27 protein-coding genes are annotated in these 26,888 nt (G+C 59.5%); 2 read left to right on the forward strand and 25 right to left on the reverse strand.

All coding sequences use genetic code 11. The annotated features are described in order from the left end of the window. Nucleotides 1-4: 4 nt before the first annotated feature. From araG to ACA072_RS21095, 22 genes are all read right to left on the reverse strand, one after another. On the reverse strand, nucleotides 5-1,549 hold the full coding sequence (gene araG / locus ACA072_RS20990) for an L-arabinose ABC transporter ATP-binding protein AraG (protein WP_497620319.1): 1,545 nt from the start codon (nucleotides 1,547-1,549) through the stop codon (nucleotides 5-7). A gap of 66 nt (nucleotides 1,550-1,615) precedes the next feature. Next, nucleotides 1,616-2,620, reverse strand: a complete 1,005-nt coding sequence (locus tag ACA072_RS20995; protein ID WP_497620321.1) for a substrate-binding domain-containing protein — start codon at nucleotides 2,618-2,620, stop codon at nucleotides 1,616-1,618. 114 nt (nucleotides 2,621-2,734) lie between these two features. Further along, nucleotides 2,735-3,553 carry an SDR family oxidoreductase gene (locus ACA072_RS21000; RefSeq protein WP_497620323.1) on the reverse strand — a complete coding sequence of 273 codons (819 nt, stop codon included), beginning with the start codon at nucleotides 3,551-3,553 and terminating at the stop codon, nucleotides 2,735-2,737. A 196-nt stretch (nucleotides 3,554-3,749) separates the two neighbouring features. Then, a complete protein-coding gene (locus tag ACA072_RS21005; protein ID WP_497620324.1) occupies nucleotides 3,750-4,625 on the reverse strand; it encodes an SMP-30/gluconolactonase/LRE family protein in 876 nt (291 codons plus the stop codon). A 140-nt stretch (nucleotides 4,626-4,765) separates the two neighbouring features. Beyond that, nucleotides 4,766-5,482: a FadR/GntR family transcriptional regulator gene (locus tag ACA072_RS21010; protein ID WP_497620325.1), complete on the reverse strand. Its 717-nt coding sequence runs from the start codon at nucleotides 5,480-5,482 to the stop codon at nucleotides 4,766-4,768. A 209-nt stretch (nucleotides 5,483-5,691) separates the two neighbouring features. Then, nucleotides 5,692-6,252: a DUF1285 domain-containing protein gene (locus tag ACA072_RS21015; RefSeq protein WP_497620327.1), complete on the reverse strand. Its 561-nt coding sequence runs from the start codon at nucleotides 6,250-6,252 to the stop codon at nucleotides 5,692-5,694. Between the two features lie 15 nt (nucleotides 6,253-6,267). Next, nucleotides 6,268-6,873, reverse strand: a complete 606-nt coding sequence (locus ACA072_RS21020) for a DUF4823 domain-containing protein (protein WP_438657882.1) — start codon at nucleotides 6,871-6,873, stop codon at nucleotides 6,268-6,270. Nucleotides 6,874-7,119: 246 nt separating this feature from the next. Beyond that, nucleotides 7,120-8,088 (reverse strand): GTP 3',8-cyclase MoaA, encoded by a 969-nt coding sequence (locus ACA072_RS21025; RefSeq protein WP_497620328.1) that lies wholly within the window; start codon nucleotides 8,086-8,088, stop codon nucleotides 7,120-7,122. A gap of 138 nt (nucleotides 8,089-8,226) precedes the next feature. Then, on the reverse strand, nucleotides 8,227-8,865 hold the full coding sequence (locus ACA072_RS21030; protein ID WP_008152317.1) for a TetR/AcrR family transcriptional regulator: 639 nt from the start codon (nucleotides 8,863-8,865) through the stop codon (nucleotides 8,227-8,229). 342 nt (nucleotides 8,866-9,207) lie between these two features. After that, complete coding sequence (locus ACA072_RS21035) at nucleotides 9,208-9,993, reverse strand: TatD family hydrolase (protein WP_497620329.1); 786 nt, start codon at nucleotides 9,991-9,993, stop codon at nucleotides 9,208-9,210. 14 nt (nucleotides 9,994-10,007) lie between these two features. Next, nucleotides 10,008-10,364, reverse strand: coding sequence for a PilZ domain-containing protein (locus ACA072_RS21040; protein ID WP_497620330.1), 357 nt, complete (start codon nucleotides 10,362-10,364; stop codon nucleotides 10,008-10,010). A gap of 42 nt (nucleotides 10,365-10,406) precedes the next feature. Beyond that, complete coding sequence (locus ACA072_RS21045) at nucleotides 10,407-11,393, reverse strand: DNA polymerase III subunit delta' (protein WP_497620331.1); 987 nt, start codon at nucleotides 11,391-11,393, stop codon at nucleotides 10,407-10,409. Further along, nucleotides 11,386-12,018 carry a dTMP kinase gene (tmk, locus tag ACA072_RS21050; protein WP_497620332.1) on the reverse strand — a complete coding sequence of 211 codons (633 nt, stop codon included), beginning with the start codon at nucleotides 12,016-12,018 and terminating at the stop codon, nucleotides 11,386-11,388. The genes ACA072_RS21045 and tmk overlap by 8 nt, the downstream gene beginning before the upstream one ends. A gap of 19 nt (nucleotides 12,019-12,037) precedes the next feature. Then, on the reverse strand, nucleotides 12,038-13,261 hold the full coding sequence (gene mltG, locus ACA072_RS21055; protein WP_497620333.1) for an endolytic transglycosylase MltG: 1,224 nt from the start codon (nucleotides 13,259-13,261) through the stop codon (nucleotides 12,038-12,040). 3 nt (nucleotides 13,262-13,264) lie between these two features. Then, the gene (pabC, locus tag ACA072_RS21060) at nucleotides 13,265-14,080 is read right to left on the reverse strand and encodes an aminodeoxychorismate lyase (protein ID WP_497620334.1); all 816 of its coding nucleotides are present in this window, start codon (nucleotides 14,078-14,080) and stop codon (nucleotides 13,265-13,267) included. After that, on the reverse strand, nucleotides 14,080-15,324 hold the full coding sequence (gene fabF / locus ACA072_RS21065) for a beta-ketoacyl-ACP synthase II (protein WP_010461853.1): 1,245 nt from the start codon (nucleotides 15,322-15,324) through the stop codon (nucleotides 14,080-14,082). The genes pabC and fabF overlap by 1 nt, the downstream gene beginning before the upstream one ends. 108 nt (nucleotides 15,325-15,432) lie before the next feature. Continuing rightward, entirely contained in the window at nucleotides 15,433-15,669 is a 237-nt protein-coding gene (gene acpP / locus ACA072_RS21070; RefSeq protein WP_003442511.1) for an acyl carrier protein, read from the reverse strand. Nucleotides 15,670-15,860: 191 nt separating this feature from the next. Further along, nucleotides 15,861-16,604 carry a 3-oxoacyl-ACP reductase FabG gene (gene fabG / locus ACA072_RS21075; protein WP_497620335.1) on the reverse strand — a complete coding sequence of 248 codons (744 nt, stop codon included), beginning with the start codon at nucleotides 16,602-16,604 and terminating at the stop codon, nucleotides 15,861-15,863. A gap of 16 nt (nucleotides 16,605-16,620) precedes the next feature. Beyond that, nucleotides 16,621-17,559 (reverse strand): ACP S-malonyltransferase, encoded by a 939-nt coding sequence (gene fabD, locus ACA072_RS21080; RefSeq protein WP_497620336.1) that lies wholly within the window; start codon nucleotides 17,557-17,559, stop codon nucleotides 16,621-16,623. Between the two features lie 125 nt (nucleotides 17,560-17,684). Beyond that, a complete protein-coding gene (gene plsX, locus ACA072_RS21085; protein WP_497620338.1) occupies nucleotides 17,685-18,695 on the reverse strand; it encodes a phosphate acyltransferase PlsX in 1,011 nt (336 codons plus the stop codon). Nucleotides 18,696-18,698: 3 nt separating this feature from the next. Continuing rightward, nucleotides 18,699-18,881 (reverse strand): 50S ribosomal protein L32, encoded by a 183-nt coding sequence (gene rpmF, locus ACA072_RS21090; RefSeq protein ID WP_008152339.1) that lies wholly within the window; start codon nucleotides 18,879-18,881, stop codon nucleotides 18,699-18,701. A gap of 13 nt (nucleotides 18,882-18,894) precedes the next feature. After that, nucleotides 18,895-19,422, reverse strand: a complete 528-nt coding sequence (locus tag ACA072_RS21095; RefSeq protein WP_010165880.1) for a YceD family protein — start codon at nucleotides 19,420-19,422, stop codon at nucleotides 18,895-18,897. A 105-nt stretch (nucleotides 19,423-19,527) separates the two neighbouring features. Here ACA072_RS21095 and ACA072_RS21100 point away from each other — a divergent pair, with 105 nt between their 5' ends. Next, on the forward strand, nucleotides 19,528-20,106 hold the full coding sequence (locus ACA072_RS21100; RefSeq protein WP_497620340.1) for a Maf family protein: 579 nt from the start codon (nucleotides 19,528-19,530) through the stop codon (nucleotides 20,104-20,106). Nucleotides 20,107-20,153: 47 nt separating this feature from the next. Here the strand turns inward: ACA072_RS21100 and sppA are convergent, their stop codons facing one another. From sppA to rluC, 3 genes are read right to left on the reverse strand one after another with little or no spacing between them, the layout of a single operon-like run. Beyond that, nucleotides 20,154-21,143, reverse strand: a complete 990-nt coding sequence (gene sppA, locus ACA072_RS21105) for a signal peptide peptidase SppA (RefSeq protein WP_497620341.1) — start codon at nucleotides 21,141-21,143, stop codon at nucleotides 20,154-20,156. Nucleotides 21,144-21,167: 24 nt separating this feature from the next. After that, nucleotides 21,168-21,830: an HAD-IA family hydrolase gene (locus ACA072_RS21110; RefSeq protein ID WP_497620343.1), complete on the reverse strand. Its 663-nt coding sequence runs from the start codon at nucleotides 21,828-21,830 to the stop codon at nucleotides 21,168-21,170. Beyond that, nucleotides 21,817-22,779, reverse strand: a complete 963-nt coding sequence (gene rluC / locus ACA072_RS21115; protein WP_497620345.1) for a 23S rRNA pseudouridine(955/2504/2580) synthase RluC — start codon at nucleotides 22,777-22,779, stop codon at nucleotides 21,817-21,819. Before rluC ends, ACA072_RS21110 begins: the two co-directional genes overlap by 14 nt. Before the next feature lie 699 nt (nucleotides 22,780-23,478). Between rluC and rne the strand changes: the two genes are divergently transcribed. Then, nucleotides 23,479-26,694, forward strand: coding sequence for a ribonuclease E (gene rne / locus ACA072_RS21120; RefSeq protein ID WP_497620347.1), 3,216 nt, complete (start codon nucleotides 23,479-23,481; stop codon nucleotides 26,692-26,694). Nucleotides 26,695-26,888: the final 194 nt, after the last annotated feature.

Genomic DNA, 26,888 nt, shown 5'->3' on the forward strand with positions numbered 1-26,888 from the left:
CCTCTCAGTTCGCCACGCCGTCAGCGCGTTGGCGCGGCAAAGCCAGTTGCAGCAGGTTGGATTCATTGGCCTCTGCGCGAGACAACTCGCCGCGCATCGCGCCTTCGCAGAGCACCAGGATGCGGTCGGAAATGCCCATCACTTCCATCAGGTCGCTGGACACCACGATCACCGCAATGCCGCTGGCGGCCAGGTTATGGATGATCTGGTAGATCTCGGCTTTCGCCCCGATATCGATGCCACGAGTGGGCTCGTCCAGCAGCAGGACTTTCATCGGCATCGACAGCCAGCGGCCGAGAATGGCCTTCTGCTGATTGCCGCCGGACAGGTACATGATTTTCTGCTCGGCACTGGGCGTCTTCACTTTCAGCGCCTTGATCTGCTTGTCGGCGTTGCCTTTCTCCCACAGGCCGCGCAACAGGCAACCGAACGTAGAGTGGGCGCTGCGTGCGCTGATGTTGATGTTCTCGGCGACACTGGCGAGCGGCAGGATGCCCTCCTTCTTGCGGTCTTCGGGGCACAGCAGAATCCCGGCCGCGATCGCATCGCGAGGGGAACGCAGTTTCACCTCATGACCTCGAAGTTCCAGGCGTCCGGCGGTGTTGCGCGTCAGCCCGCTGAGCATCCGGAACAGCTCGGTACGACCGGCACCGACCAGGCCGAACAACCCAAGAATCTCGCCCTTGTGCACCTCGAAACTTACCGGTTCACGCAAGCCCGGCCCCAGCAGACCGTCAACCTTGAGCGCCACCGCGCCACGTTGGCGGCTGCGGTAATCGTAGATGTCCTGAATGTCGCGACCGACCATGCACGTCACCAGTTGGTCGTGGGTCAGTTCGCTCATGTCCTCGAACGTGCGCACATAGCGGCCGTCCTTGAACACCGTCACCGCGTTGCAGATGCGGAACACTTCCTCCATGCGGTGGGACACGTAAAGCACCACTTTGCCTTCGTCGCGCAGTCGCCCGATGATCGCCATCAAGCGATCGATCTCCCGCGCCGACAGGCTGCTGGTGGGTTCGTCGAAGGCAATCACATGCGCACCACGGGACAACGCCTTGGCGATTTCCACCAGTTGCCGTTGGCCGAGGGACAGGCGCCCGACTTTCTCCTGCGGATCAATTTCGTCGGCCAAGCCCTTGAGGCAGGCCAGCGCTTGTTGTCGTAACGCGCCACGATTGATCAGGCCGAAACTGGCCGGCAGGTGACCGAGGAACAGGTTCTCGGCCACGGTCATTTCCGGGACCAGGTGCAGCTCTTGATGAATCACAGCTACGCCACTGCCGATGCTGTCGGCGGTGGACTTGAACACCATGGTCTGCTCGCCGATCTGCAGGTCGCCGCTGCTCGGCGCGTAGGCACCGCCGAGGATTTTCAGCAGGGTCGATTTGCCGGCGCCGTTCTCGCCCATCAAGGCGTGAACCTGCCCCGGATGCGCGACGAAACTGATGCCATCCAGCGCCTTCACCCCGGGAAAGGTCTTGCCGATCCCGTTGAAGCGCAGGCTGCCGCCGACGCTGTGCTTATGTGTCTGTACTTGCGCGTGCATAAAACCACCTCATCACACAGATCAGGCAGCCCCGTCGCCAGGGCTGCCGATGAAATCAACCAGCCCTCAGTTCCACAGGCCGATCTTTTCCAGTTCCTGCTTGAAGTTCTCGCGAGTGATCAGCGTCACGTCGTCCATCGCGGTGTACTTCGGTGGTTCTTTGCCGGTGGTGACCCACTCGAACATCATGCTGGCGGTGTTGTAACCCTCGATGTGCGGGCTTGGCAGCATCGAACCGAAGAAACCGCTGTTGGCTTTCTTCAGCTCGCCGATGGCGTCGGTGCCATTGATGCCGATGCCGATCACGTTGGCCGCAGCAAAACCGGCGCTTTCGGTGGCGCGCACGCCGCCCAGCACGGTGTTGTCATTCATGCCGCCAATGATCAGGTTTTTCGCCGCGCCCGGCAGTTTCACTAGGGCCGAGTTGGTGGCGTCCATGCTGCCCGGCACGTCGAGGGTTTTCAGCGCCGAGAACAGGATGTGGTCTTTCGGCATCCCGGCGTCTTCCAGGGCTTTGACCGAACCGTCGGTGCGCTTCTTGCCGGTGTCGAGTTCATTGAAGGTGTTGATCACCGCGTAGGTGTCTTTCCAGTCCCAACCGCGTTTTTTCGCTTCGGTGGCCATCGCCGCACCCTGCTTCTGGCCGACTTCGAACGCCGCCATGCCGAGGTACGGAACGTCTTCCATGAACTTGCCATTGGCATCCACGAAACGGTCATCGACGGCGATGACTTTCAAGCCATTGAGCTTGGCCTTGGCCATGATGGCCGGGCCGAGGGAGACGTCCGGCGGGCAGATCACGAACCCCTTGGCGCCGTTGGCAGCAAGGCTGTCGATGGCCGAGAGGGTTTTCTCGCCGTCAGGCACGGCGATCTTGATCACGGTGAAGCCCTTCTCTTTCCCGGCCTTTTCGGCAAATGCCCATTCGGTCTGGAACCAGGGCTCTTCCGCCTGCTTGACCAGGAAGCCGATTTTCACTTCCTCGGCCGCCAGCAGCGAACTGCTCAGGCTGACCGCAGTGACCGCCAGAGCGGCACAGCACAGGGAACGGATCCCACGACGACGATTCATAAGCTGACTCCTTGTTATTTTTTTTGAGCGTTATTTTGAAAGCTGGTACCGCAATAGTCATATCGTATGATGATTGGATTTCAGACGGAACTCTGCGTCTGAATCCGGTTTTATTCAGTCGTGATACATGACCGAGCGACCACCATCGATGGTGATGCACGAGGCATTGATGAACGGCGCTTCATCGCTGGCCAGGAATACGGCGGTCATTGCTACCTCCATCGGCTGCCCGATACGGCGCGGCGGGTGCAGGTCGAAGGCCCGCTGACGTTCGGCGTGGGGGTCGGCAAAACCGTTCCAGTAATCGACGTTCAGTTGGGTTTCGATGTAGCCCGGCGCGATCGCATTAACACGAATGCCCTTTGGCGCGTATTCGATGCCGAGCGCGCGGGTCAGGCCGAGCAAGCCGTGCTTGGCCACCGGGTACGGGAAGCAACCCGGGATGATGTGCGTGGAATGGGTCGACGCGATATTGATGATGCTGCCGATGCCCTGCTCGATCATTTGCGGCAGCACGGCTTTGCAGCCATACCAGGCGCCGTCGAGGTCGATGGCGAAGCAGCGATGCCAGTCTTCTTCGGTCATTTCCAGTGGGTCACGGAACACGTTGACCCCGGCGCAGTTGACCAACACGTCGATTCGTCCGTGAAGTTCGACTGCCAATTTGGCCATCGCGTGCAGATCCTGTTGCCGGGAGACGTCGGCCTTGATCGCCTGAACATCAAAACCTTTGTCCCGCCAGTGCGCCGCGACTTTCTCGACTTTCTCGGCCTGGACATCGCTGATGATCAGCTTGGCCTGCTGCGACACGAAAGTGGCGACGATTGCCTCGCCGATTCCCTGCGCCGCGCCGGTCAGCAGCACGACCTTGTTTTTCAGGCGTTCGCCTCTGGGCGGTTCGGGCACGGGTGGCAAGGTGAGGGGTTCAGCCATGGATCAGGGCCCCCTTTTGCACAGACGACAAAAACCGGGCATCTGTCGATGTCCGGTCAAAAGACTTGTTGGAAAATCGCTGCATCACTTCACCTGTTTTGTTTTTTTAAGTGTGAGTGCCTGTAACTGATGGCCGACTATAAACCCGACCACCAAATAATCTCAATATATAATTTTACATCCCATATTTTGGGATTTATCCAGCAAAGCGAGTGCAGGTTTTTCCTGGCACATCGACTCGAATCGACAGCAGCGCCCCGTCCAGCGGATGGTTGAGCGGGCTCGCGGCGCTGGTGATGTACAGGGTTTTCAAATCTTCGCCGCCGAACACGCAACTGGTGGGGCGGCTGACCGGCAGTTCGATCACGCGGTCAACGTAGCCGTCCGGTGTCAGCCTGATCAGGCAACTGCCATCCCAGCGGGCGTTCCAGATGAAGCCCTCGGCATCCATCGCCGAGCCGTCCGGGCCGCCTCGCTCATGGGGACCGAACCAGACGTACGCCGTGTCCAGGTTGCCGTCGGTATGGACGAAATAGCGGTACAACGTTTTGTCCATGCTGTCAGCGAAGAACAGCGTGGTCTCGTCCTCGCTCCACAACAACGTATTGGGAATGCCCAGCCCGCGAAGCAGCGGTGTGACACGGGCGTCGCGGTCGATGCGAAACAGGCCGCCGGAGCGACGCACGATGGGCAGGTCTTCGCCGTTTTCACCAATGTTGTTTTGCATGGTGCCGAGCCAGAGCCGGCCCTGTGCATCGCAGCGGGCTTCGTTGGCGCGATTGCCGGGTTGCGGATCGGCGACGCAGAGCAAGGTCAGGCGCGGTTCGAGTCCTGGCGATTCAAGGTCCAGCCGATAGACGCCGCTGCTCAATGTCACCAGCGCATCGCCGCTTTCGCAGGGGATGAACGCAGAGACGTGTTCCGGCATTTCCCAGATCTGCACGTTGGCACCGATCAGCCGCAAGGCTTGCTTGCCGGCGATGTCTACCCAGTACAGTGCTTGGGTCTGCGCATCCCAGAATGGGCCTTCGCCGAGTTGCGCACGGTGTCCGGTAACCGCATTCCACGTCATGAAACCTCCTGCTTTGCTGCTTTATGTGGGAGTGAGCCTGCTCGCGATAACGGTGTGTCAGGCACCTTGTCGCTGAATGCTAAACCGCTTTCGTCGGAACGCCGCCCGGAGCAAGCCCGCTCCCACAGGGTTCTTTATTGTCAGCTGGCTTTTTTGTCGGCCATGACTTTTGGGTAGAAGCGTTTGATCGCCAGGTCCGCGTTATCGATCAGGGTCATGCAGGCCCAGACACCCCGCGCGGCATCCCGGGCGGCGATGGCATCGGCCATGTCTTTGTGAATCGGCAGCGTGCGGCGCAGTTCGTCCGGGTCGGCGGCGGATACTTCGAAAGACACCGCCAGCAGCGCGCCAAGGGCCGGGACCATTTGTTCGATGAACTGGTTGTGGCTCGCGGCGAGAATGCATTCGTGGAAGATCTGGTCGGCGTGGTTGTAATCGATGCCGCTGTCAACCGCCCGCTCCAGCGCGTTGTAGGCCTGCAATATTGCCTGAACCTGTTCGCCGGTAGCGCGCTCGCACGACCAGCGCACGGCCATCGGTTCGATGGTGCGGCGCAGATCGAGCAAGTCGTCGACAAAGTTTTCCGGCAAGCCACTGCGCGACAACCAGCCCACGACCTGCGGATCAAAAAGATTCCAGCGTCGCACCGGCAACACCCGCGTGCCGACCTTCGGCCGGACTTCGAGCATGCCTTTGGCGACCAGGGTCTTGATGGCTTCGCGAATGACCGTGCGACTGACACCGAGCTGCTCACCCAGGTCGGCTTCGACCTTGATGGTTTCACCGGGCCTGACCTGGCCTGCGGCTATCCAGCAACCCAGCCAATTGACAGTCGACGCATGAAAACTGCTGGACATGGACACCTCGATACAGGAACGGCACAAAGCCGTTCGCGATGGATGCCCACGCTAATCATCATACGATTGGGTGTCAATTTGATTTTTCCGAGCCGACACACAAAACGAATGTGGGAGCGGGCTTGCTCGCGAAGGCGGTGGATCATTCAACTGTGATGTCGACTGACACTCTGCCTTCGCGAGCAAGCCCGCTCCCACATTTGTACGATTTACGGCTCGAGACCTATCGGGAAGAATTCGCCGCCGCTCCACACACCAAGCCAGCGTTGCCCGTCGATTTCGCGGGTCACGGCCAGTTCCACCAATTGGTAGAACACGTTGCGATGGATCAGGGCTTCGAGGTTGGTGCGCACATGCACATACGGCGCTGGTTCTTGCGTGTCCGGATCGATCACCACGCGGATCGGGTGTTCAGTGCCAGCTTCCGTGGTCTCGTCGACGTTAGTGGTGAAGCGCAAGACCTGTGCTTCGCCCTCGCCCTCCACGTCCACAGCGATCGCCACAAACGGCGCATCATCAACCTTGATGCCGACTTTCTCGACCGGGGTGATCAGGAAATAATCATCGCCATCGCGGCGGATGATGGTGGAGAACAACTTGACCATCGGCTTGCGTCCGATCGGCGTCCCCAAGTAAAACCAGGTGCCGTCGCGGGCGATGCGCATGTCGATGTCGCCACAGAAGTCAGGGTTCCACAGGTGGACCGGCGGCAAGCCTTTGGTTTTGGGGATTTGCCCCAACAAGTCGTTGGCTTTTTGCGGGCCACTCATGGCGTTCTCCTTGAATTACTGGTCGCTGAGCCCGATCAGGCTGCGCGCGTATTGCTCCAGCGGCGGGCCAATCAGGTCTTGTGGCTTGTTATCGTGGAACGTCAGTAAACCGCCACGACTCTTGATACGTGCAGTATCAATCAAATACTGGGTGCTGGTCTCGATCAACATGATCTGAATCACGCCGCTGTCGATGCCGAGGCGATCCACGTACTCCTGATCGAGCCATTCATCCGAGTTACCGATACGGTCATCCGCCTTGGCGAATCGCGTGTAAAGCAAGTAATGGGCACCGGCGGCGCGAGCTTCGCCCATGGCCTGGTCGAGGCCTTCGGGAGTGCGGGCGCGGCGGACCATCGGAAAGTATTCAATGAAGCCATTGAAGGCTTCTTCAGCGACCACGTTCGGTCGCGGATAGGCACTGCCCGGCGGTGCGAAGGCACCTTGGGCGATGTAGATGAACGAATCCGGCTGGATGCGCAGGTTGTTCACCCGACGACTGTCGCTGTGATCCAGCAGCCCTGCATCGCTCATGTGGTAGCGAGTTCCTTCAGCCATATCGCTGACATTCATGCAGCCACCAAGCGCCAAAACGGCCAGCAGCAAAACCAGGCTACGCATCCTACCCTCCAGAGGCCGGTGACGGAAAACCGGCGAATGGCCATGGGATGCAGCTTCCGCGCCAGCTCGGCCTCCCAGATATTTCAGATGGATTATGCCGACTTGTGGCGAGGGAGCTTGCTCCCGTCCGCGGCTGCGTAGCAGTCGTAAATACTGAGGAATGCGGTGACTTTGATAATTCGGGGCCGCTTCGCGCCCCAGCGGGACGGTGCGGCGATCCGACAAGCTCCCTCGCCACAGGCCGGTTCAGCCGCCAATAATCTTCATGACGGTCGCACCACCGGAGAACGCCACTTCCTGCTTGTCCCCCAAGGCTTTCACCAAGAGGCGCTGCAACGCCGGCAATGCCTGATGGCGCGGCTTGTCCAACAGATCGCCGACATAGTGGCGGTTGCTCGACGACAGACAGCCATGCAGCCAACCGGTGGATGACAGGCGCAGTCGCGAGCAAGTCCGGCAGAAGGGAACGCTTTCATTGGCAATCACACCAAAATGCCCCAGTCCCGGGATTTCGTAGCGCACGGCAGTGGCGTCTACGGGCGCATCGGCTTGCAGGTACTCGTAGCGCTCGCCAATCAGGCTCAGCAACTGCTGAAGGCTGACGAACCGCTGCAGGAAGGCGTTGTTGTCGCTGGCCAGGTGGCCCATGCGCATCAACTCGATGAAGCGCAATTCATAGCCACGTTCCAGGCAGTAATCGAGCAGCGGCATCACCTGATCAAGGTTTTGCCCGCGCAGAGGCACCATGTTGACCTTGATTTTCAGGCCGGCCGCCTTGGCCTGGTCCATACCGTCGAGCACGGTCGCCAGATCGCCGCCACGGGCAATGCTGCGGAACGCGCCAGCATCCAGGGTATCGAGGGAAACGTTGATGCGACGGATGCCGGCGTCCACCAGCAACGGCAGCTTTTTCGCCAGCAGCTGACCATTGGTGGTCAGGCTGATATCTTCCAGGCCCATCTTGCCGACGGCGGTCATGAAGGCTTCGAGTTTAGGGCTGACCAGCGGCTCGCCACCGGTGATGCGCAAGCGCTCGATGCCCGCCGCTTCGATCAGGTACGCCACGCCGCGTGCCATGGCCTCGGCCGACAGTTCATCCTGCGCAGCCACCAGCCGCTTGCCGTTGGGCACGCAGTAGGTACAGGCGTAATTGCAGGCTGAAGTCAGACTGATCCGCAAATTGCGGAAACGCCTGCCTTGACGATCAACGATCATGGAGCACTCCGGCGAAAGGAATTCGAACGCGTAAAACTTGACTCACAAATCAAGTTTTAGCAAGTCCCATGCCTGAGTATATTCCTGAGATACTGCGCCATATAGCGAAATCATGGCGCAATAAGGCAACTGAATGGTTCAGCTGCTCGGCGTGTCGGTATCGCGCTTGCGCTTGTTGCCCATGCGCACGCCGATATCCATCAGGAACTGGAAGAAACCTTCCTGATCTTCCAGCACATTGCTCCAGAACGGCGAGTGATACAGCGCCACCGCGCCGTGCACCAGCGCCCAGGATGCGCAGTAATGGAAGTAAGGCGGCACGTCTTCAAGCTTGCCTTCGCTGATCCGGCCTTTGATCAGCAAGGTCAGGCGTTCGAAGTTCGAGGCGCGGATCTTGTGCAACTCCTCGACCATCTCCGGCACCTGGTTGCCCTTGACCACCTTCTCTTCCAGGCGATCGAACAAGCGATAGCGTTGCGGATCGCGCATGCGGAATTCGAAGTAGGCCCGGGACAGCGCTTCCTTGTCCTTGTCGACATCGGCCGAATGCAACAGCTCGTTCAGATCACGCTCATAGTCGAGCATCAGGCGCAGATAGATCTCCGCCTTGGATTTGAAATGCTTGTAAATCGTGCCTTTGCCGATACCGACGGCATCAGCAATCATCTCGACGGTGACACTGTCTTCACCCTGGTCGAGGAACAGCTTGAGCGCGGTATCGAGAATTTCTTGCTCGCGGCGACGAAACTCACGGACCTTACGAGGTTCTTTATGCATAAGAAAAGGTCTGTTGGGGTCAAAATTCGAAGCCGCGTATTATGCCTAACTTGCGCAAAAATGCACGGATCATCCGACCATATCTGTGTTTCTTGATCATTTCACACAGGTTCGCCAGTTGATGAGAACTCTTCTGAAGCGGCCGTATTCCAAAATTGTTTAAAAACCGGGGCCGGTAAACTGGACTCGGCGCAATACTGATCAATACTTGAACTGTCGGCGGGGCATCTCCCCCAAGTGTCGCGTCGATATAGGTACCAACGGACCGCGTGCCTTTGTTTTACTCCTAATGGTCTTAACCCGGATTCACCCCCCAGAACCCGGGTTTTTTTTGCCTGCGATTCAGCCTTTCACATGCGCCAGAGGGAACAGCCGCTTGAAGTTTTCAGTGGTCTGCTCGGCAAATCGCTCATAGGACTCACCCCGCAACATTGCCAGAAACTCCGCAACCTCGCGTACGTACTGCGGCAGGTTAGGTTTGCCCCGATAAGGGATGGGCGCGAGATACGGCGAGTCGGTTTCCACCAGCAACCGATCAGCCGGTACTTTGCTGGCCACGTCACGCAACGCATCGGCATTGCGAAAAGTGACAATGCCGGACAGGGAAATGTAATAACCCATGTCCAGCGCAGCTTTGGCCATGTCCCAGTCTTCCGTGAAGCAATGCAGCACGCCCGCCTGAGGCAACGCCGCCTCGCGCAGCAGACTCAGCGTATCCGCTCGGGCGCCTCGGGTGTGGATGATCACCGGTTTGCCGGTTTGCCGGGCGGCTTGCAGGTGCAAGCGAAACGACTCCTGCTGCAACTCTGCCGCTTCCGGCTCGTAGTGATAATCCAGACCGGTTTCACCAATTGCCACGACACGGGGATGATTGAGCTCACGCAACAGCCAATCCAGCGCCGGCGCGGCTCCCGGCTGTACATCCAGTGGATGCACGCCCACGGAACAGTCGACGTCGTCATACCGTTCAGCCAGGGCTTTGACCTCCGCGGCATTTTCGACGCTGAGGCCGATACACAGAAAGTGCCCTACCCCGCGCGCACGAGCCGCATCGAGGGCGGCATCCAGGGAGCCGTCGTGGGCGGCAAGGTCAAGACGATCGAGGTGACAATGGGAATCTACGAGCATAAAAGGGCTGCAACTTACATCGTATGAGTGGGACGGTCGGACGTCAGGGTTCCGGCCAGATGGGTTTCGATTCGACTACGCGCCGTGTTGTCGCCGTCGTTGAATTGTACGCCGACCCCAGCCGCCCGGTTGCCCTGGGCGCCTTTGGGGGAAATCCAGGCAACCTTGCCGGCGACCGGAATCTTCTCGGCCTCATCCATCAGGTTTAGCAGCATGAACACCTCGTCGCCCAACTTGTAGCTTTTGTTGGTCGGGATAAACAGCCCACCGTTCTTGATGAATGGCATGTAGGCCGCATAAAGCACGGACTTGTCCTTGATGGTCAGGGACAAAATGCCGTTGCGCGGCCCCGGATTGACGGCTTCATTCATGCTGACCTCCATTGCTGTTGATCAGAGTCTAGGCGCAGACGATCACTTCTGGGTAGGCAAGGATGCCCATTGCACCAGCAACGCTTCGAGCAACAGCGCCGGATTCAGGTTGGCTTTGCTCATGACCTTCTGACGCTGGGCGAGGATCCAGTCCTGGATATTCAAGACTTTATCCCGGGCGGTTTTCTGAGCCAGGTATTGAATGACCTTGCGCATGTCCGTCAACCCCAGGCCTTCTTCATCCTGGGTCAATTGATAGCGCAGGATCAGACTCGACCAGTCGCAAAACCAGTCGAACAACAGCAACTGCGGGACGGTTTTCCATTCTTCGGCCAACTGCGTCGGCGATTGTTGCTGCTTGAGCAACTTCTTCACACCTTCGACCACCAGCGCTCGCTGCTCGCGCACGCCTTGGTTCTGCAACTTGACCGCGGCCAGCGGGGAGCCAGCCGCCAGGGTCAGCAGTTCGATACGTTCTTCTTCCGAGCTGTCCGGCAGGGCCTTGGCCAGCCAGGCAAGACTCATCGCTTCGCTCGGCAGCGGGCAGGCCTGCTGCACGCAGCGACTCTTGATGGTCGGCAGCAGACGACTGGTCTGGTGGCTGACCAACAGCAGAATGGTATCGCCGGACGGTTCTTCAAGACTTTTGAGCAAGGCGTTCGCAGCGTTGACATTCATCGACTCGACCGGCTCGATCAACACCACCTTGCGCCCACCCATCTGCGCGGTCTGGACCACGAAGCTGACCAGATCTCGAACCTGATCGACCTTGATCGCCTTGTCGGCTTCTTCCGGTTCCAGGATGTAATTGTCGGGGTGGCTGCCGGCCTTGAGCAGCAGGCAGGATTTGCATTCGCCGCAGGCGTCCTGTGCGGTCGGACGCTGGCACAGCAGACTGGCCATCAACCGCTCCGCCAGCGCCCGCTTGCCGATCCCGGCAGGGCCATGCAGCAGATAGGCGTGGGCATGTTGCTTGCGACCGGCCAATTGCTGCCAGAGGCTGTCCTGCCACGGATAGGCTTCAGCCACGGGTCAACTCCAGCAGACGTGGCAGCAAGGCGTCCAGCGACAGCTGAACCTGCGCCAGTGGCTGAGCGGCATCGACCAGGACATAACGCGCCGGGTCAGCTTCAGCGCGCTTGAGGAACGCACTGCGCACGGCATCGAAAAAGATCCGGCCTTCGAGTTCGAAACGGTCCAGGCGACCGCGAGCACTGGCGCGGGCCAGACCCACTTCCACAGGCAGATCAAAGATCAGCGTCAGGTCCGGGCGCAAATCACCCTGGACAAACGTCTCCAGGGCCGCGATGCGCTCCAGCGACAAACCGCGACCGCCGCCCTGATAGGCGTAGGTCGAATCGGTAAAACGATCACACAAGACCACCGCACCGCGGGCCAGCGCCGGGCGAATCACCTCGGCCAAATGCTGGGCACGCGCGGCAAACACCAGCAACAACTCGGTGTCGGGGTTCATGACTTCATCAACCGGCGCCAACAACACTTCGCGAATCCGCTCGGCCAAAGGCGTACCACCCGGCTCGCGGGTCAGCACTACCTCGATACCAGCGGCGCGCAGGCGCTCGGCCAGGTATTCGCGGTTGGTGCTCTTGCCGGCGCCTTCCGGGCCTTCCAGGGTAATAAACAAGCCAGTCACAGGCGGTCCTTAATCAGAGTCATTGCGTGCTTTGCGCAGCCGGTGCTTCCGGCTCGGGCACAGGTTCGGGTTGAGGCTCCGCAGCGGGTGCCGCAGCAGGGTCTTGCGGCGCTACGGGCGGCACAGCCTCGGGATCGGGGTTGGGCGAAGCGGCCGGAATCGGCGCCTCGGCGTCCGGCGCCTCACCATTCAGGGTTTCTGGCGCCGGGACCGGTGCCGGGCTCGAACGATAATCGGCACGCCGCTTGAGCTGGAACTCCCGCACCGCACTATTGTGAGCATCCAAATCATCAGAGAAAACGTGGCTGCCATCACCGCGAGCGACAAAGTAGAGGCTGTTGCCCGCCACCGGGTTCAACGCGGCATGGATCGCTTCGCGGCCGACCATGGCAATCGGGGTCGGCGGAAGGCCTGAAATCATGTAGGTGTTGTACGGTGTGGGCTCCTTGAGATGGGCACGGGTCAATTTGCCGCTGTAGCGATCACCGAGGCCGTAGATCACCGTCGGATCGGTCTGCAGCATCATGCCCATCGCCATGCGCCGCACAAACACGCCGGCAATCTGCCCGCGCTCTTGCGGCACGCCGGTTTCCTTTTCCACCAGCGAGGCCATGATCAGCGCCTGATAGGGTTCGGTGTACGGCACATCCGCGGCGCGCTGCTCCCATTCCTTGGCCAGGACTTCGTCGAGGCGATCGTAGGCTTTTTTCAGCAGTTCGACGTCGGTCATGCCGCGCACGAAGCGGTAGGTGTCGGGGAAGAACCGGCCCTCGGGAAAGATCCCGGTGTGGCCGAGCCTGGTCATCACTTCGCTATCGCTCAAGCCGTTGAGGGTCTGCTCGAGTTTTTCATCCTTGGCCAATGCGGCCCGGACCTGATGAAAATTCCAGCCTTCGACCAGGGTCAGGCTGTACTGAACGATGTCCCCACGCTTCCACAGGTCGATTAGCCCTTCGACGGTCATGCCGGGCTGCATGCGGTATTCACCCTTGTGCAAGGGTTGTCCGGCCAGATTGAAACGCCAATACACACGCAACCAGAAAGCGTCCTTGATGACGCCATCGGCTTCGAGTCGATAGAAAGTGCGGGTCGGTGTCGTGCCTTTGGGCACTTCCAGCAGTTCTTCCTGAGTGATGTTCAGCGGCTGATTCAGCGCCGTATGAATCTTCCAGGCGGAGGCGCCCAGACACAGCCCTGCCAGAACCAATCCGGTTTCCAGCAGTAGCAAGAATTTACGTCTCACGTATCAAGCATCCAGTAGCGCGCGGGCAATGGTTTGGAGTTTACGGGTGAGCGGCCCAACCGACCAGCTCAGCGCAGCATAGGCGCGCACCGGCCAAACGCCATACACGCTATTGCAGACAAAGACTTCATCAGCCCATTGCAGCTGATCAAGGCTGATGTCGGTGGTTTGCGTGGGGATCCCCAACGACTCGGCTTGAAACAATAATTCGGCACGCATCACACCGGCGACGCCGCAGCGCTTCAAATCAGCCGTGATCAACACGCCATCGCGGATCAGGAACAGGTTGCTGAACACGCCTTCGATCACGCGACCCGCCTGATCGAGCATCAAGCCTTCGGCGTGTTCGGCATCTTGCCATTCCGCGCGGGCGATCACTTGCTCCAGACGGTTCAGGTGTTTGAGACCGGCAAGCAGCGGCTGCCTGGACAGTCGTGTCGCACAGGGGAACAGGCGAACGCCCTGCTCGCCATGAACGGCAGGATAAGCAGCGGGAGGATTGCCTTGCAGAATACGTCGGGCCTGAGCCGAAGGATCGGGAGCGTAACCGCGCAGACTGTCGCCGCGGGTGATGATGAGCTTGAGCACGCCCTCACCCAGTGCGACGGCATAGGTCAGCAGCTCGCTGCGGATCAGCTCGTGATCGGCAGTAATCGCCAGCCGTGAGCAGCCATCGGCCAGACGCGACAAATGTCGGTCCAGCAGCAACGGTTGCCCGCCACGCACGGCAATGGTTTCGAACAGGCCATCACCATAAGCCAGGCCGCGATCTTTCAGCGACAAAGCGTCAGCCGGCTGACCGTCGACCCAGCTGTCCATCAGTCAGCGAACCGGCGGAACACCAGCGAGCCGTTGGTACCGCCAAACCCGAAGGAGTTGGACAGCACCACATCGATATCCATGTTGCGTGCGGTATGCGGCACGAAATCGAGGTCGCAGCCTTCATCCGGCTCATCGAGGTTGATGGTCGGTGGCGCCACCTGGCTGTTGATCGCCAGCACGCTGAAGATCGCCTCGACTGCGCCCGCTGCACCGAGCAAGTGGCCGGTCATGGACTTGGTCGAACTGACGGCCAGCTTGTAGGCGTGATCGCCAAACACCGACTTGATCGCACAGGCTTCGGCAAGGTCGCCGGCCGAGGTCGAGGTGCCGTGGGCGTTGATGTACTGGACCTGATCGCCATTGATCTTGGCGTCGCGCAAGGCGTTGGTGATACAACGGGCAGCACCGGCGCCATCGGCGGGAGGCGAAGTCATGTGGTAGGCATCGCCACTGGTGCCGAAACCGATCAGCTCGGCATAGATGGTCGCGCCCCGCGCCTTGGCGTGTTCCAGTTCTTCAAGCACCAGAGCGCCGGCTCCGTCGGACAAGACGAAGCCATCACGGCCCTTGTCCCATGGACGGCTGGCGCGGGTTGGCTCGTCGTTGCGGGTCGACAGTGCGCGGGAGGCACCGAAGCCGCCCATGCCCAGACCGCAAGCTGCCATCTCGGCGCCACCGGCAATCATCACATCGGCTTCGTCGTACATGATGTTGCGGGCTGCCATGCCAATGCAGTGCGTACCTGTGGTACACGCAGTGGCGATGGCGTAGTTAGGTCCCTGTGCACCCAGGTGGATGGACAGGAAACCGGAAATCATATTGATGATCGAGCCAGGCACGAAAAACGGAGAAATCCGTCGTGGGCCGGAATCATGCAGGGTGCGGCTGGTTTCTTCGATATTGGTCAGACCGCCAATACCCGACCCCATGGCCACGCCGATGCGCTCACGGTTGGCGTCGGTGACTTCCAGACCGGCATTACGAACAGCCTGAAAACCGGCAGCCAGACCGTACTGAATGAACAGGTCGAGTTTGCGAGCTTCCTTGACCGACAGGTATTCCTCGACATTGAAGCCCTTTACCGAGCCGCCAAAACGGGTGGAATAGGCAGAAAGGTCGGTGTGTTCGATCAGACCAATGCCACTGCGGCCAGCCAGAATGCCCTGCCAACTGCTCGGCACATCCGTGCCCAGTGGCGACAACATACCCATACCGGTGACTACGACGCGTCTACGCGACACAGCACTCTCCTTTTTCAAATGACGACTTTGCATGAGGCCTAAAGAAAAAACCGCACGCCGTGATGGCAGTGCGGTTTTTCCATGACAGCAAGCAACGATTACAAGCTATTAAGCCTGGTGGTTAGTAACGTAATCGATTGCGGCTTGTACAGTAGTGATCTTCTCAGCTTCTTCGTCAGGGATTTCGGTCTCGAATTCCTCTTCCAGAGCCATCACCAGCTCAACGGTGTCAAGGGAGTCGGCACCCAGGTCTTCAACGAAGGAAGCAGTGTTGACCACTTCTTCTTCTTTAACGCCCAGTTGCTCAGCAACGATTTTCTTGACGCGCTCTTCGATGGTGCTCATACCTTGTTTTCACTCCTAATGGACAAATTCAGGCAGCTGGCCAGTGGGTAAGTGTATAGAAAGACTTTTCAGTTTTTCAACTGAAAGCTTCACTCCTCAAACCCGACGACCCTCTGCCTATAAATAGATTGCAGCTTTATAACGGATTTTAGACAGCTCGTATGACATTTTTTTGAAGCAATCCGTCACATTTAACTCATGTACATCCCGCCGTTCACCGGGATTGTAGCCCCAGTAACGTAAGCCGCACCGTCGGAAGCAAGAAAAGCGACCACAGACGCGATCTCTTGAGCTTGCCCCAGACGGCCCAGCGGAATTTGCGCCAGCATGGCTTCACGCTGGGCCTCAGGCAGTTCACGGGTCATATCGGTGTCGATGAACCCTGGGGCCACCGAGTTTACCGTAATCGAACGCGAACCGACTTCACGCGCCAGCGCACGGCTGAAACCTTCCAGACCGGCCTTGGCGGCTGCGTAGTTTACTTGGCCTGCGTTGCCCATGGCACCCACAACAGAGCCAATACTGATAATTCGTCCCCAACGGGCTTTGGTCATACCGCGCAAAACACCCTTGGACAGGCGGAACAGACTGTTCAGGTTGGTATCGACGACATCATGCCATTCGTCATCTTTCATGCGCATCACCAGATTATCGCGGGTGATACCGGCATTGTTGACCAGAATCGCCGGCGCACCGAACTGCTCTGAGATGCTCGCCAGCACCGCGGCAACAGATTCGTCGCTGGTGACATTGAGTTCCAGGCCAGTGCCTTGAATACCGTTTTCCTTCAGGGTAGCGGCAATGTTCTCGGCACCGGAAGCGGATGTCGCGGTACCTACAACGATGGCGCCCTGACGACCCAGTTCCAGGGCGATAGCCTGGCCAATGCCGCGGCTCGCACCGGTGACCAATGCAACTTTACCTTGCAGACTCATGCAAGTTTCTCCTGATTCAGGCCAGCGCTGCACGAGCGGCAGCGAAAGCGTCTGGGGTATTGAGGTTGGATGTCGACACGCCTTCGGCGCAACGCTTGTTCAGGCCGGCCAGTACTTTGCCAGGACCGCATTCGACCAGTTGGGTCGCGCCCTTGGCGGCCAGTGCCTGGACCGACTCGACCCAGCGCACAGGTTTGTAGAGCTGCTCAAGCAGATCACGCTTGAGGGTTTCCAGATCGGCCGGCACCGTAGCGCTGACGTTCTGCACAACAGGGATTTGCGGCACTTGCCAGTCGATCGCAGCGATCGACTCGGCAAAACGCTCGGCCGCCGGACGCATCAGCTCGCAATGGGATGGCACGCTGACCGGCAACGGCATGGCGCGTTTGGCACCACGGGCCTTGCAACCTTCGATGGCGCGCTCGACCGCCGCCTTGGCACCGGCGATCACCACCTGGCCCGGGGAGTTGAAGTTGACCGCACTGACCACTTCGCCTTGCGCCGCTTCAGCGCAAGCCGCCAGGACGTCAGCATCGTCCAGACCGAGGATCGCGGCCATGCCGCCCTGCCCGGCCGGAACAGCTTCTTGCATCAACTGCCCACGACGCTCAACCAGCTTGACGGCGTCGCCCAGGCTCAGACTGCCAGCAGCGACCAGTGCGCTGTACTCGCCGAGGCTGTGACCGGCAACGTAAGCCGGACGCGCACCGCCTTCCGCCAGCCACAGACGCCACAGGGCGATCGAGGCGGTCAGAATGGCCGGCTGGGTTTTATCGGTTTGATTGAGTTGCTCTTCCGGCCCTTGCTGGGTCAGTGCCCACAGGTCGTAACCCAGAGCATCGGAAGCTTCTTTGAAAGTTTCAAGGACAACCGGATGTTGCGCGCCCAACTCGGCCAGCATGCCGAGGGACTGCGAACCCTGTCCTGGAAAGACGAATGCGAGGGAAGCAGACATGTAACAAGCCCCTAATGATCTTGTCGTCGGAGAATTTGACGCCCCGCTTGGGGACGCAAGAAACTGACAGTTGGATGGCCAATTGAACTGAGCGGTCACATTTAAGCATTGTCCGACGAAAACGCCTAAAGCAACAAATCCTCCAGACGACCGTGAATGCGTTCCGGCAGGTTTTCCTGGATCTCGATCAGCGCACGTTGTATCGCACTCTGGAAACCCTGAACTCCCGCCGAACCGTGGCTTTTCACCACAATCCCCTGCAATCCCAGGAAGCTTGCGCCGTTATGCCGCGCCGGTGCCAGATCGGCTTGCAGGCGTTTCATCAGCGGCAGCGCCAGCGCGCCGACCATTTTCGAGGCGAGGTTTTTCTTGAACAAGGCTTCGATCCGCCCGGCAATCATGGTCGCCAGACCTTCGCTGGATTTGAGCAGGATATTGCCGACAAAGCCGTCACACACCACCACGTCCGCCTCGCCACGGTACAAACCATCGCCTTCGATAAAGCCGATGTAATTGATACCACGGGCACTTTGCAACAAGGTTGCAGCCAGCTTGACCTGCTGATTGCCCTTGATGTCTTCGGTGCCGATGTTCAGCAAGGCCACCCGAGGACGAACGATGCCGAGGGTTTCCGCTGCCACCGAGCCCATCACTGCAAACTGCAACAAATGCTCGGCACTGCAATCGACGTTGGCGCCCAGATCGAGCAATTGGCAGTAACCCTTCTGCGTCGGTATCGCCGCTACCATCGCCGGCCGGTCAATGCCCGGCAGCGTCTTCAGCACGAACCGCGACAACGCCATCAGCGCACCGGTATTACCGGCACTGACACACGCCTGGACCTTGCCGTCACGCAACAACTCGAGCGCCACGCGCATCGAAGAGTCGGACTTGCCACGCAAGGCCTGGGCAGGCTTTTCGTCCATGGTGATGACTTCGGATGCCGGAGCAATCGACAGGCGCGAGCGATCCACAGCCGATTGGCCAGAGAGCAATTCTTCAAGAAGGGAGGGTTGACCGACGAGGGTCAGGTGCAGCGAGGGTGTAGCAGACAGGCAAGCAAGGCTGGCCTGAACAATGCTGCGGGGACCGAAGTCCCCGCCCATTGCGTCAATCGCGATGACTTGAGCAGACAAGGATTACTCGTCAGCGCCCTTGTCGATCACTTTACGGCCACGGTATACGCCTTCTGGCGATACGTGGTGACGCAGGTGAATTTCACCGGTGGTTTTTTCTACAGACAGAGTGCTTGCCGTCAGGGCGTCGTGCGAACGACGCATGTCACGGGCAGAGCGGGATTTTTTGTTCTGCTGAACAGCCATAATTGATTAACTCCTAAACGTTTGGGTCACGCTTTAACTGCGCCAATACACTGAACGGGTTGGACCGCGTTACCTCGTCCTCGCTCGGTTCGGGCTCATCGAGACCCGCCGGCTGCTGGCATTCTTCCGGATGATGAGCAGGCACAATGGGCAAGGCGAGCAGAAGCTCCTCCTCGATCAGTGACTGCAGATCCAATGGATCTTCGCCCAGTTCCAGCACGTCATAACCTTTCGGCAACGACTGGGTATTCGCACCCTCCTTCACCACAGCATAACTGCATTCGCTATGGATCGGCAGGGTGACCAGCTCAAGACAACGCTGGCAAACCATTTTGACTTCGGTGTCGATAAAGCTGTGGATTACCACAGACTTACGTTCATCTCGTTCAAAAATGAATTTAGCCTGCACCGTACCGACAGTATCGGAAAGCGGGTCGCAGAGTCTCTCCAAATCGGCCAGCAGCAGTTCACCTTGAAGGGTGGTGCCACGGTCAGCCAATTTGCGCGGGTCAACGTGAGGTGGAATCGGGTCATTCAACATAGGCGCAGCATTATAGGGATGCACCCGGCCATGTCAAAGGAAATTCAGCCCTGTCCGTCACTTGGAAGCCCCGCTAGAATTCGCGCCTGCCTTTCGGAGATGCGCATGCTGCCTTTATTACTCGCTTCAAGCTCGGTTTATCGCCGGGAATTACTGGCCCGCTTGCAGTTGCCATTCACGTGCAGCTCACCGGATATCGATGAAAGCCATCGCCCAGGCGAGTCCGCCATTGATCTCGTAAAGCGCCTCGCCAAAGAAAAAGCCCAGGCACTGGCCGACAGCCACCCCGCCCACTTGATCATCGGCTCAGATCAGGTCGCAGTCCTCGGCGAGCGGATTATCGGCAAGCCCCACACCTTCGAGAAGGCCCGCGAACAACTGCTGGCATCGAGCGGCGCCAGCGTAACCTTCCTGACTGGCCTGGCGCTGCTCAACAGCCAGACGGGCGATTACCAGGTCGACTGCGTGCCCTTCACCGTCCACATGCGCGCCCTCGACCCGACACGCATCGAACGCTACCTGCGCGCCGAGCAGCCCTACGACTGCGCTGGCAGCTTCAAGGCTGAAGGTTTGGGGGTGAGCCTGTTTCAAAGCACCGAAGGCCCTGACGCCACCAGCCTGATCGGCCTGCCGCTGATTCGCCTGATCGACATGCTGCTGGCCGAAGGCGTGCAAATCCCCTGAACACAAAAAACCGGCCACTTGGACCGGTTTTTTCTGCATCCAGTGAGTCAGCGCAACGACGGACCGTTAAAGCCCATCCACATCGCCAGTTGCTCAGCCACACTGGCACCGAGCTTTTTCGAGAATCGATCGAACGGCGATTCCTGAACGGTGAAGTCCACCAGCTCTTTCTCGCCAATCACATCACGCGCCACCGAACTGGCATTCCCCAGACCATCAATCAGACCCAGCGGCAACGCCTGCTCGCCATTCCAGACCAATCCAGAAAACAGCTCCGGATGCTCTTTATCCTTGAGACGATCGCCACGACCCTTCTTCACGCTATTGATGAACTGCTGGTGCGTGGTATCCAGCACGCCCTGCCAGAACCTGGTTTCCTCAGGTTTCTGCGGCTGGAACGGATCAAGGAAGGACTTGTGCTCGCCGGACGTGTAGGTCCGACGCTCGACACCAAGCTTCTCCATGGTGCCGACAAAGCCATAACCGGCCGCTGTCACACCAATGGAACCGACCAGGCTCGCCTTGTCGGCGTAGATCTGATCCGCCGCGCTGGCAATGTAGTACGCACCGGACGCACCCAGATCGGAGATCACTGCGTACACCTTGGTATCCGGGTGCAAGCCGCGCAGACGAGCGATTTCGTCATACACATAACCCGATTGCACCGGACTGCCGCCAGGGCTGTTGATGCGCAGGATCACACCCTTGACCTTCTCGTCCTCGAAAGCCGCGCGCAGACTGCCGACGATGTTGTCAGCGCTGGCCGGCTCCTTGTCGGCGATCACGCCGGTCACGTCGATCAACGCCGTGTAGTGGGAACCGCGGGTCGCGCTTTTTTCCATGTCCATCAGCGGCGTGAACAGAATCAACGCGCCAATCAGGTACACAAAGGTCAGCAGCTTGAAGAAAATCCCCCAGCGACGAGACCGGCGCTGTTCCTGGACACTGGCCAGCAGGGTCTTTTCCAGCAGCTTCCAGCTTTTTTCGTCACCGCTCTCTGCACTCGCCTTGGCGGGCGCTTTCCATTCGTCGGTCATGACATCTACCCCAGCAAAAACCTGTTAAGCCCGCTGACCCAGCCAGGCATGCAATTCTGAAAAACGATCAATGGCCAGTCGCGGCTCGAACAGCTTCAGCGCATCGATCGATTGAGCGCCATAACTGACCGCCACCGAATCCATGCCGGCGTTACGCGCCATCTGCAAGTCGAAGGACGAATCGCCAACCATCAGCGCCTGCTCCGGGCGAACCTCGCAATGCGCAAGGATCTGCTCAAGCATCAGCGGATGGGGCTTGCTGGCGGTTTCGTCGGCGGCGCGGGTGATATCGAAATAATCTTCCCAGCCGTGAGCTTTCAACACCCGATCCAGCCCGCGACGAGCCTTGCCTGTGGCCACAGCCAGATGATAACCCTCGGCGCGAAACGCCTCCATCGACTCGACCACGCCTTCGAACAACGGCGAAGGCACGGCTTCGGCGGCGATGTAATGATCCGCGTAGTGCTGACGGAACGCTACCAGCTCGGCATCGCCAATTTCCGGATATAACGTGCGAATGGCCTCAGGCAGACCCAGACCGATAATGCCCTTGACCGCAAAATCATCCCGCAACTGAAACCCGGACCGTTCGGACGCGACATGCATCGCTTCGACAATCCGACCTATGGAATCAGCCAGCGTGCCGTCCCAATCGAAAATCAGCAGTTTGTAATCAGAGGGGTGCACTCAGGCGCTCCACGGTCTTGGCCCACATGTCGTCCACTGGCGCCTGCAACTTCAACTCACCACCGTCCGGCAGCGGCACGGTCAGCAGGTAGGCGTGCAGGAACAGGCGTTTGCCGCCCAGGTCACGAATTTCCTTGCTGAAACCTTCATCGCCATACTTGGTGTCGCCAGCAATGCAATGCCCGGCGTGCAGGGTATGGACGCGGATCTGGTGCGTTCGACCGGTGATCGGCCTGGCTTCGACCATGGTGGCAAAGTCGCCAAAACGACGCAGGACCTTGAACACGGTCACGGACTCCTTGCCCTCCTCCTCGTCGACCTCGACCATGCGCTCGCCGGAGCGCAGATTGCTCTTGCCGAGCGACGCCCGGACTTGCTTGATCGAGGCCGCCCAGTTACCGCGGACCAGCGCCATGTAGCGCTTGTCGACGCCATCGCCGCGCAATGCCGTGTGCAAGTGACGCAGCATGCTGCGCTTCTTGGCGATCATCAGCAGGCCGGAGGTGTCACGGTCGAGACGGTGAACCAGTTCGAGCTCCTTGCAGTCGGGACGCAACTGACGGAAGGCTTCGATCACCCCGTAAGTCAGGCCGCTGCCGCCATGAACCGCGATGCCGCAAGGCTTGTTGATCACGATCAACGCCTTGTCCTCAAAGACAATCGAGGCTTCGAGGCGTTGCAGCAGGCCTTGGGCCAGTGGCACAGGTTCGTCACGCTCAGGCACGCGAACCGGCGGCACGCGCACGATATCACCCGCCTGCAGCTTGTATTCGGGCTTGATCCGGCCTTTGTTCACCCGCACTTCGCCCTTACGCAAAATGCGGTAAATCAAGGTCTTGGGCACGCCTTTGAGCCGAGCGAGTAGGAAGTTATCAATACGTTGGCCGGCATATTCCGGCGAGACCTCCAGCAGTTGTACGGCTGGGGTCGAAGGGGCAGTAGTCGTCATGCCGCGGATGATAACAATTTTTTATGGAATTGAAGCACTTAATCATTGCTGCTATAGTCGCGAACGCCGCCAAAAGCGGCCTGGACAGCGGACTAACGGTCAAAAACCGGCCCTGACCAACGCAATTCACCAGGGCGCGAGGCCGTCCTACGGGGCTTTCGCTACGTAACGGTGGAGTTTGCAGCTGTAACAAGCGCAGGTGACATGAGGCCTGAATCAAACCGCAAAGCAGAGTTTTCACTCGCCTTGCGAGCCATATTCACGGCCAGTTCACAAAGTGCAGTCAGCTACGGACGACCCCGAGCGAACGCTTCGGAAACAACGCCTAAATTAGCCATGATGCGTGACCTCCCCCTTCGGAGCTCACGGTAAATGCCAACCCGCTGCGGATTCTGCGCGCGGCAGCACCCGAATTATCAGGGATACGTGTAGGGTGGAGATGCACAACCGCTGGACTGTGTAGCAATAGGCTTTATCAAGACGCTTCATCTCGTCCACAGCCGCTGGTTGATTCCTCCTCCTGACTGAGTGCTTAAGTAGCCACAGCAAGCAGGACGCGTACGTCGCGATAACGGCCCAATTGGCCGGACATCGCTGGACACGGGAATGGCCAACCACTCCCGACGCACCTGACACCGACCGTGAGAAGTCGTGTGTGCCGAACGCCGTTTCCGGCAGCCCGGAAACCGACGGTACTACATGAAAAGAATGCTGATTAACGCAACTCAACCCGAAGAGTTGCGTGTTGCACTGGTAGATGGCCAACGCCTCTACGACCTGGACATCGAATCCGGTGCACGCGAGCAGAAAAAGGCCAATATCTATAAAGGCCGGATTACTCGCATCGAACCAAGCCTTGAGGCTGCCTTTGTCGATTTCGGCTCTGAGCGCCACGGCTTCCTGCCCCTCAAAGAAATCTCCCGCGAATACTTCAAGAAAGCCCCCGAAGGCCGCGTCAACATCAAGGACGTCCTGAGCGAAGGCCAGGAAGTCATCGTTCAGGTCGAAAAAGAAGAACGTGGCAACAAGGGCGCAGCCCTGACCACCTTCATCAGCCTGGCCGGTCGTTACCTGGTGCTGATGCCGAACAACCCGCGTGCCGGCGGCATCTCCCGTCGCATCGAAGGTGAAGAGCGCAACGAATTGCGTGAAGCCCTGAACGGCCTGGTTGCCCCGGCTGACATGGGTCTGATCGTTCGCACTGCCGGCCTGGGCCGCAGCAGTGAAGAAATGCAGTGGGACCTCGATTACCTGCTGCAACTCTGGACCGCCATCAAAGAAGCCTCGCTGGATCGCTCCGCGCCATTCCTGATCTACCAGGAAAGCAACGTGATCATCCGCGCCATCCGCGATTACCTGCGCCAGGACATCGGCGAAGTGTTGATCGACAGCGTTGAAGCCCAGGACGAAGCCCTGACCTTCATTCGCCAGGTAATGCCGCAGTACGCCAGCAAGATCAAGCTGTACGAAGACAGCGTTCCGCTCTTCAACCGTTTCCAGATCGAAAGCCAGATCGAGACCGCTTTCCAGCGCGTCGTTGAACTGCCTTCCGGTGGTTCCATCGTTATCGATCCGACCGAAGCTCTGGTGTCCATCGACATCAACTCGGCGCGCGCCACCAAAGGCAGCGACATCGAAGAAACCGCCCTGCAGACCAACCTTGAAGCCGCCGAAGAAATCGCCCGTCAGTTGCGCTTGCGCGACATCGGCGGCCTGATCGTCATCGACTTCATCGACATGACCCCTGCCAAGAACCAGCGCGCCGTGGAAGAGAAAGTCCGCGAATGCCTGGAAGCCGACCGCGCTCGCGTGCAAGTCGGTCGCATCTCGCGCTTCGGCCTGCTGGAAATGTCCCGTCAGCGCCTGCGTCCATCCCTGGGCGAAAGCAGCGGCATCGTTTGCCCGCGTTGCAACGGCACCGGCATCATCCGTGACGTTGAATCGCTGTCCCTGGCGATCCTGCGCCTGATCGAAGAAGAAGCCCTGAAAGACCGCACCGCCGAAGTTCGTGCACAAGTGCCGATTCCGGTCGCTGCGTTCCTGCTCAACGAAAAACGCAACTCGATCACCAAGATCGAACTGCGCACCCGTGCCCGCATCGTCATCCTGCCGAACGATCACCTCGAAACGCCGCACTTCGAAGTTCAGCGTCTGCGCGATGACAGCCCGGAAGCCGCGGTCGGCCAGTCCAGCTACGAAATCGCTGCTGCCGCTGCCGAAGTCGAAGAAGTCCAGCCAGCCGCTGCGACCCGCACCCTGGTTCGCCAGGAAGCCGCGGTCAAGACAGCACCGGCCCGCGCCAACGCTCCGGTTCCTACCGAAGTCGTTGCCGCTCCGGTTGCCGCGCCAGCCGTTGTGCCAGAGCCAAGCCTGTTCAAAGGCCTGGTGAAATCGCTGGTCAGCCTGTTCGCGACCAAAGAAGAGCCTGCTGCCCCGGTTGTGGTTGAAAAGCCAGCGACTACCGAGCGTCCAGCCCGTAACGAAGAGCGTCGCAACGGTCGTCAGCAGAGCCGCAACCGTAATGGTCGCCGCGATGAAGAGCGCAAGCCTCGTGAGGAACGTGCACCGCGTGAAGAACGCGCTCCACGTGAGCCACGCGAAGAGCGTCAACCACGCGAAGCCCGCGAAGAAGCGCCAGCAGTAGCCCGCGAAGAACGTGCTCCACGTGAAGAGCGCGCACCACGCGCACCTCGTGAAGAACGTGCACCGCGCGCGCCTCGCGAAGACCGCAAGCCACGTGGCGAGCGCGAAGAACGAGTGCGTGAACTGCGCGAACCTCTGGACGCCACCGCTCCGGCCGCTGCGGCGACCGCTGAAGAGCGTCCGGCTCGCCAGCCACGTGAAGAACGTGCTCCGCGCCCACCGCGTGAAGAACGTCAGCCACGTACCGAGCAAGCCGCTGCCGCCGTTGCTGAAGAAGAACTGGTGACCAACGAAGAGCAACTGCAGGAAGACGGTCAGGATGACGCCGAAGGCGATCGTCCACGCCGCCGCTCCCGTGGCCAGCGTCGTCGCAGCAACCGTCGCGAGCGTCAACGCGATGCCAACGGCAATGTGATCGAAGGTTCGGAAGAATCCGAATCCGCCGAAGGCAGCGAAGCGGGCGACAGCAACGAATCGCCAAGCACGTCTGACCTGGCCGCCGGCCTGGCTGTTACCGCAGCCGTTGCCAGCACCGTGATCAGCGCCCCTGCTGAAGCGCAAGCCAACGAGCAAGCCGAACGCGCAACGGCCGCCACTCTGGAAACGGCTCCGGTCGAAGCGCCAGTGGTCGAAGCGACGACTCAGGTCGAAGCCACTGCCGCTCCGGAAATCGAAGTGGCGCCGGTTCGTGAAGCTGAGCCGGTTGCTGAAACCGCTCCAGTGGCCGAGCCAGTGTTTGCTGCCGAGCCAGTGGTCGAAACCTCCAGCGAAACTGTGACCGAAGCTGTCCGCGAAGTTCGTGAAGAACAAACCGCGTTCAACTGGGTTGCCGAGCCGGTTGCCGTTGAAGCGCCTGCACCGGTTGCTGAAGCCCCAGTGGCTGAAGCCATGGTCTTCGAGCCAGTGGTTGCCGCTACCGAGCCTGCTCCGGTGGTTGAAGCGCCGGTTGTAGCCGAAGTGGCTGCACCGGTCGTTGAAGCCGCCCCTGTCAGCGCCCTGACCGAAAATGGCCGTGCGCCGAACGACCCGCGTGAAGTGCGTCGTCGCAAGCGTGAAGCCGAGCGTCTGCAGAAGGAAGCCGAACTGGCTGCCACTGCTGCTCCGGTTGAAGCGCCTGTCGCTGACGAGCCTGCACCGGTTGTGGCTGAAGTGATCGAAGCGGCACCTGCTGCCGAGTCGGTCATCGAAGAAGCACCGCGTTCTGTTCAGGAAGCGGTCGAGCAACACGAGCAAGCCCTGGAAAAAGAACACGAGCCTAAACCGCTCGTCTGATTCCATCGGCCACTAAAAAGCCCCGCTTGGTGATCCAGGCGGGGCTTTTTTATGTCCGTTAGCATCACCGCGCCCCCCCCTATGGGAGCGAGCCTGCTCGCGATTGCGGTGGATCAGCTTGCATCAATGTCGAATGTGAAACCGCTATCGCGAGCAGGCTCACTCCTACAGGGGTCGGCGGTGATGACAAAATA

It is taken from the genome of Pseudomonas sp. LBUM1656 (assembly GCF_059716065.1).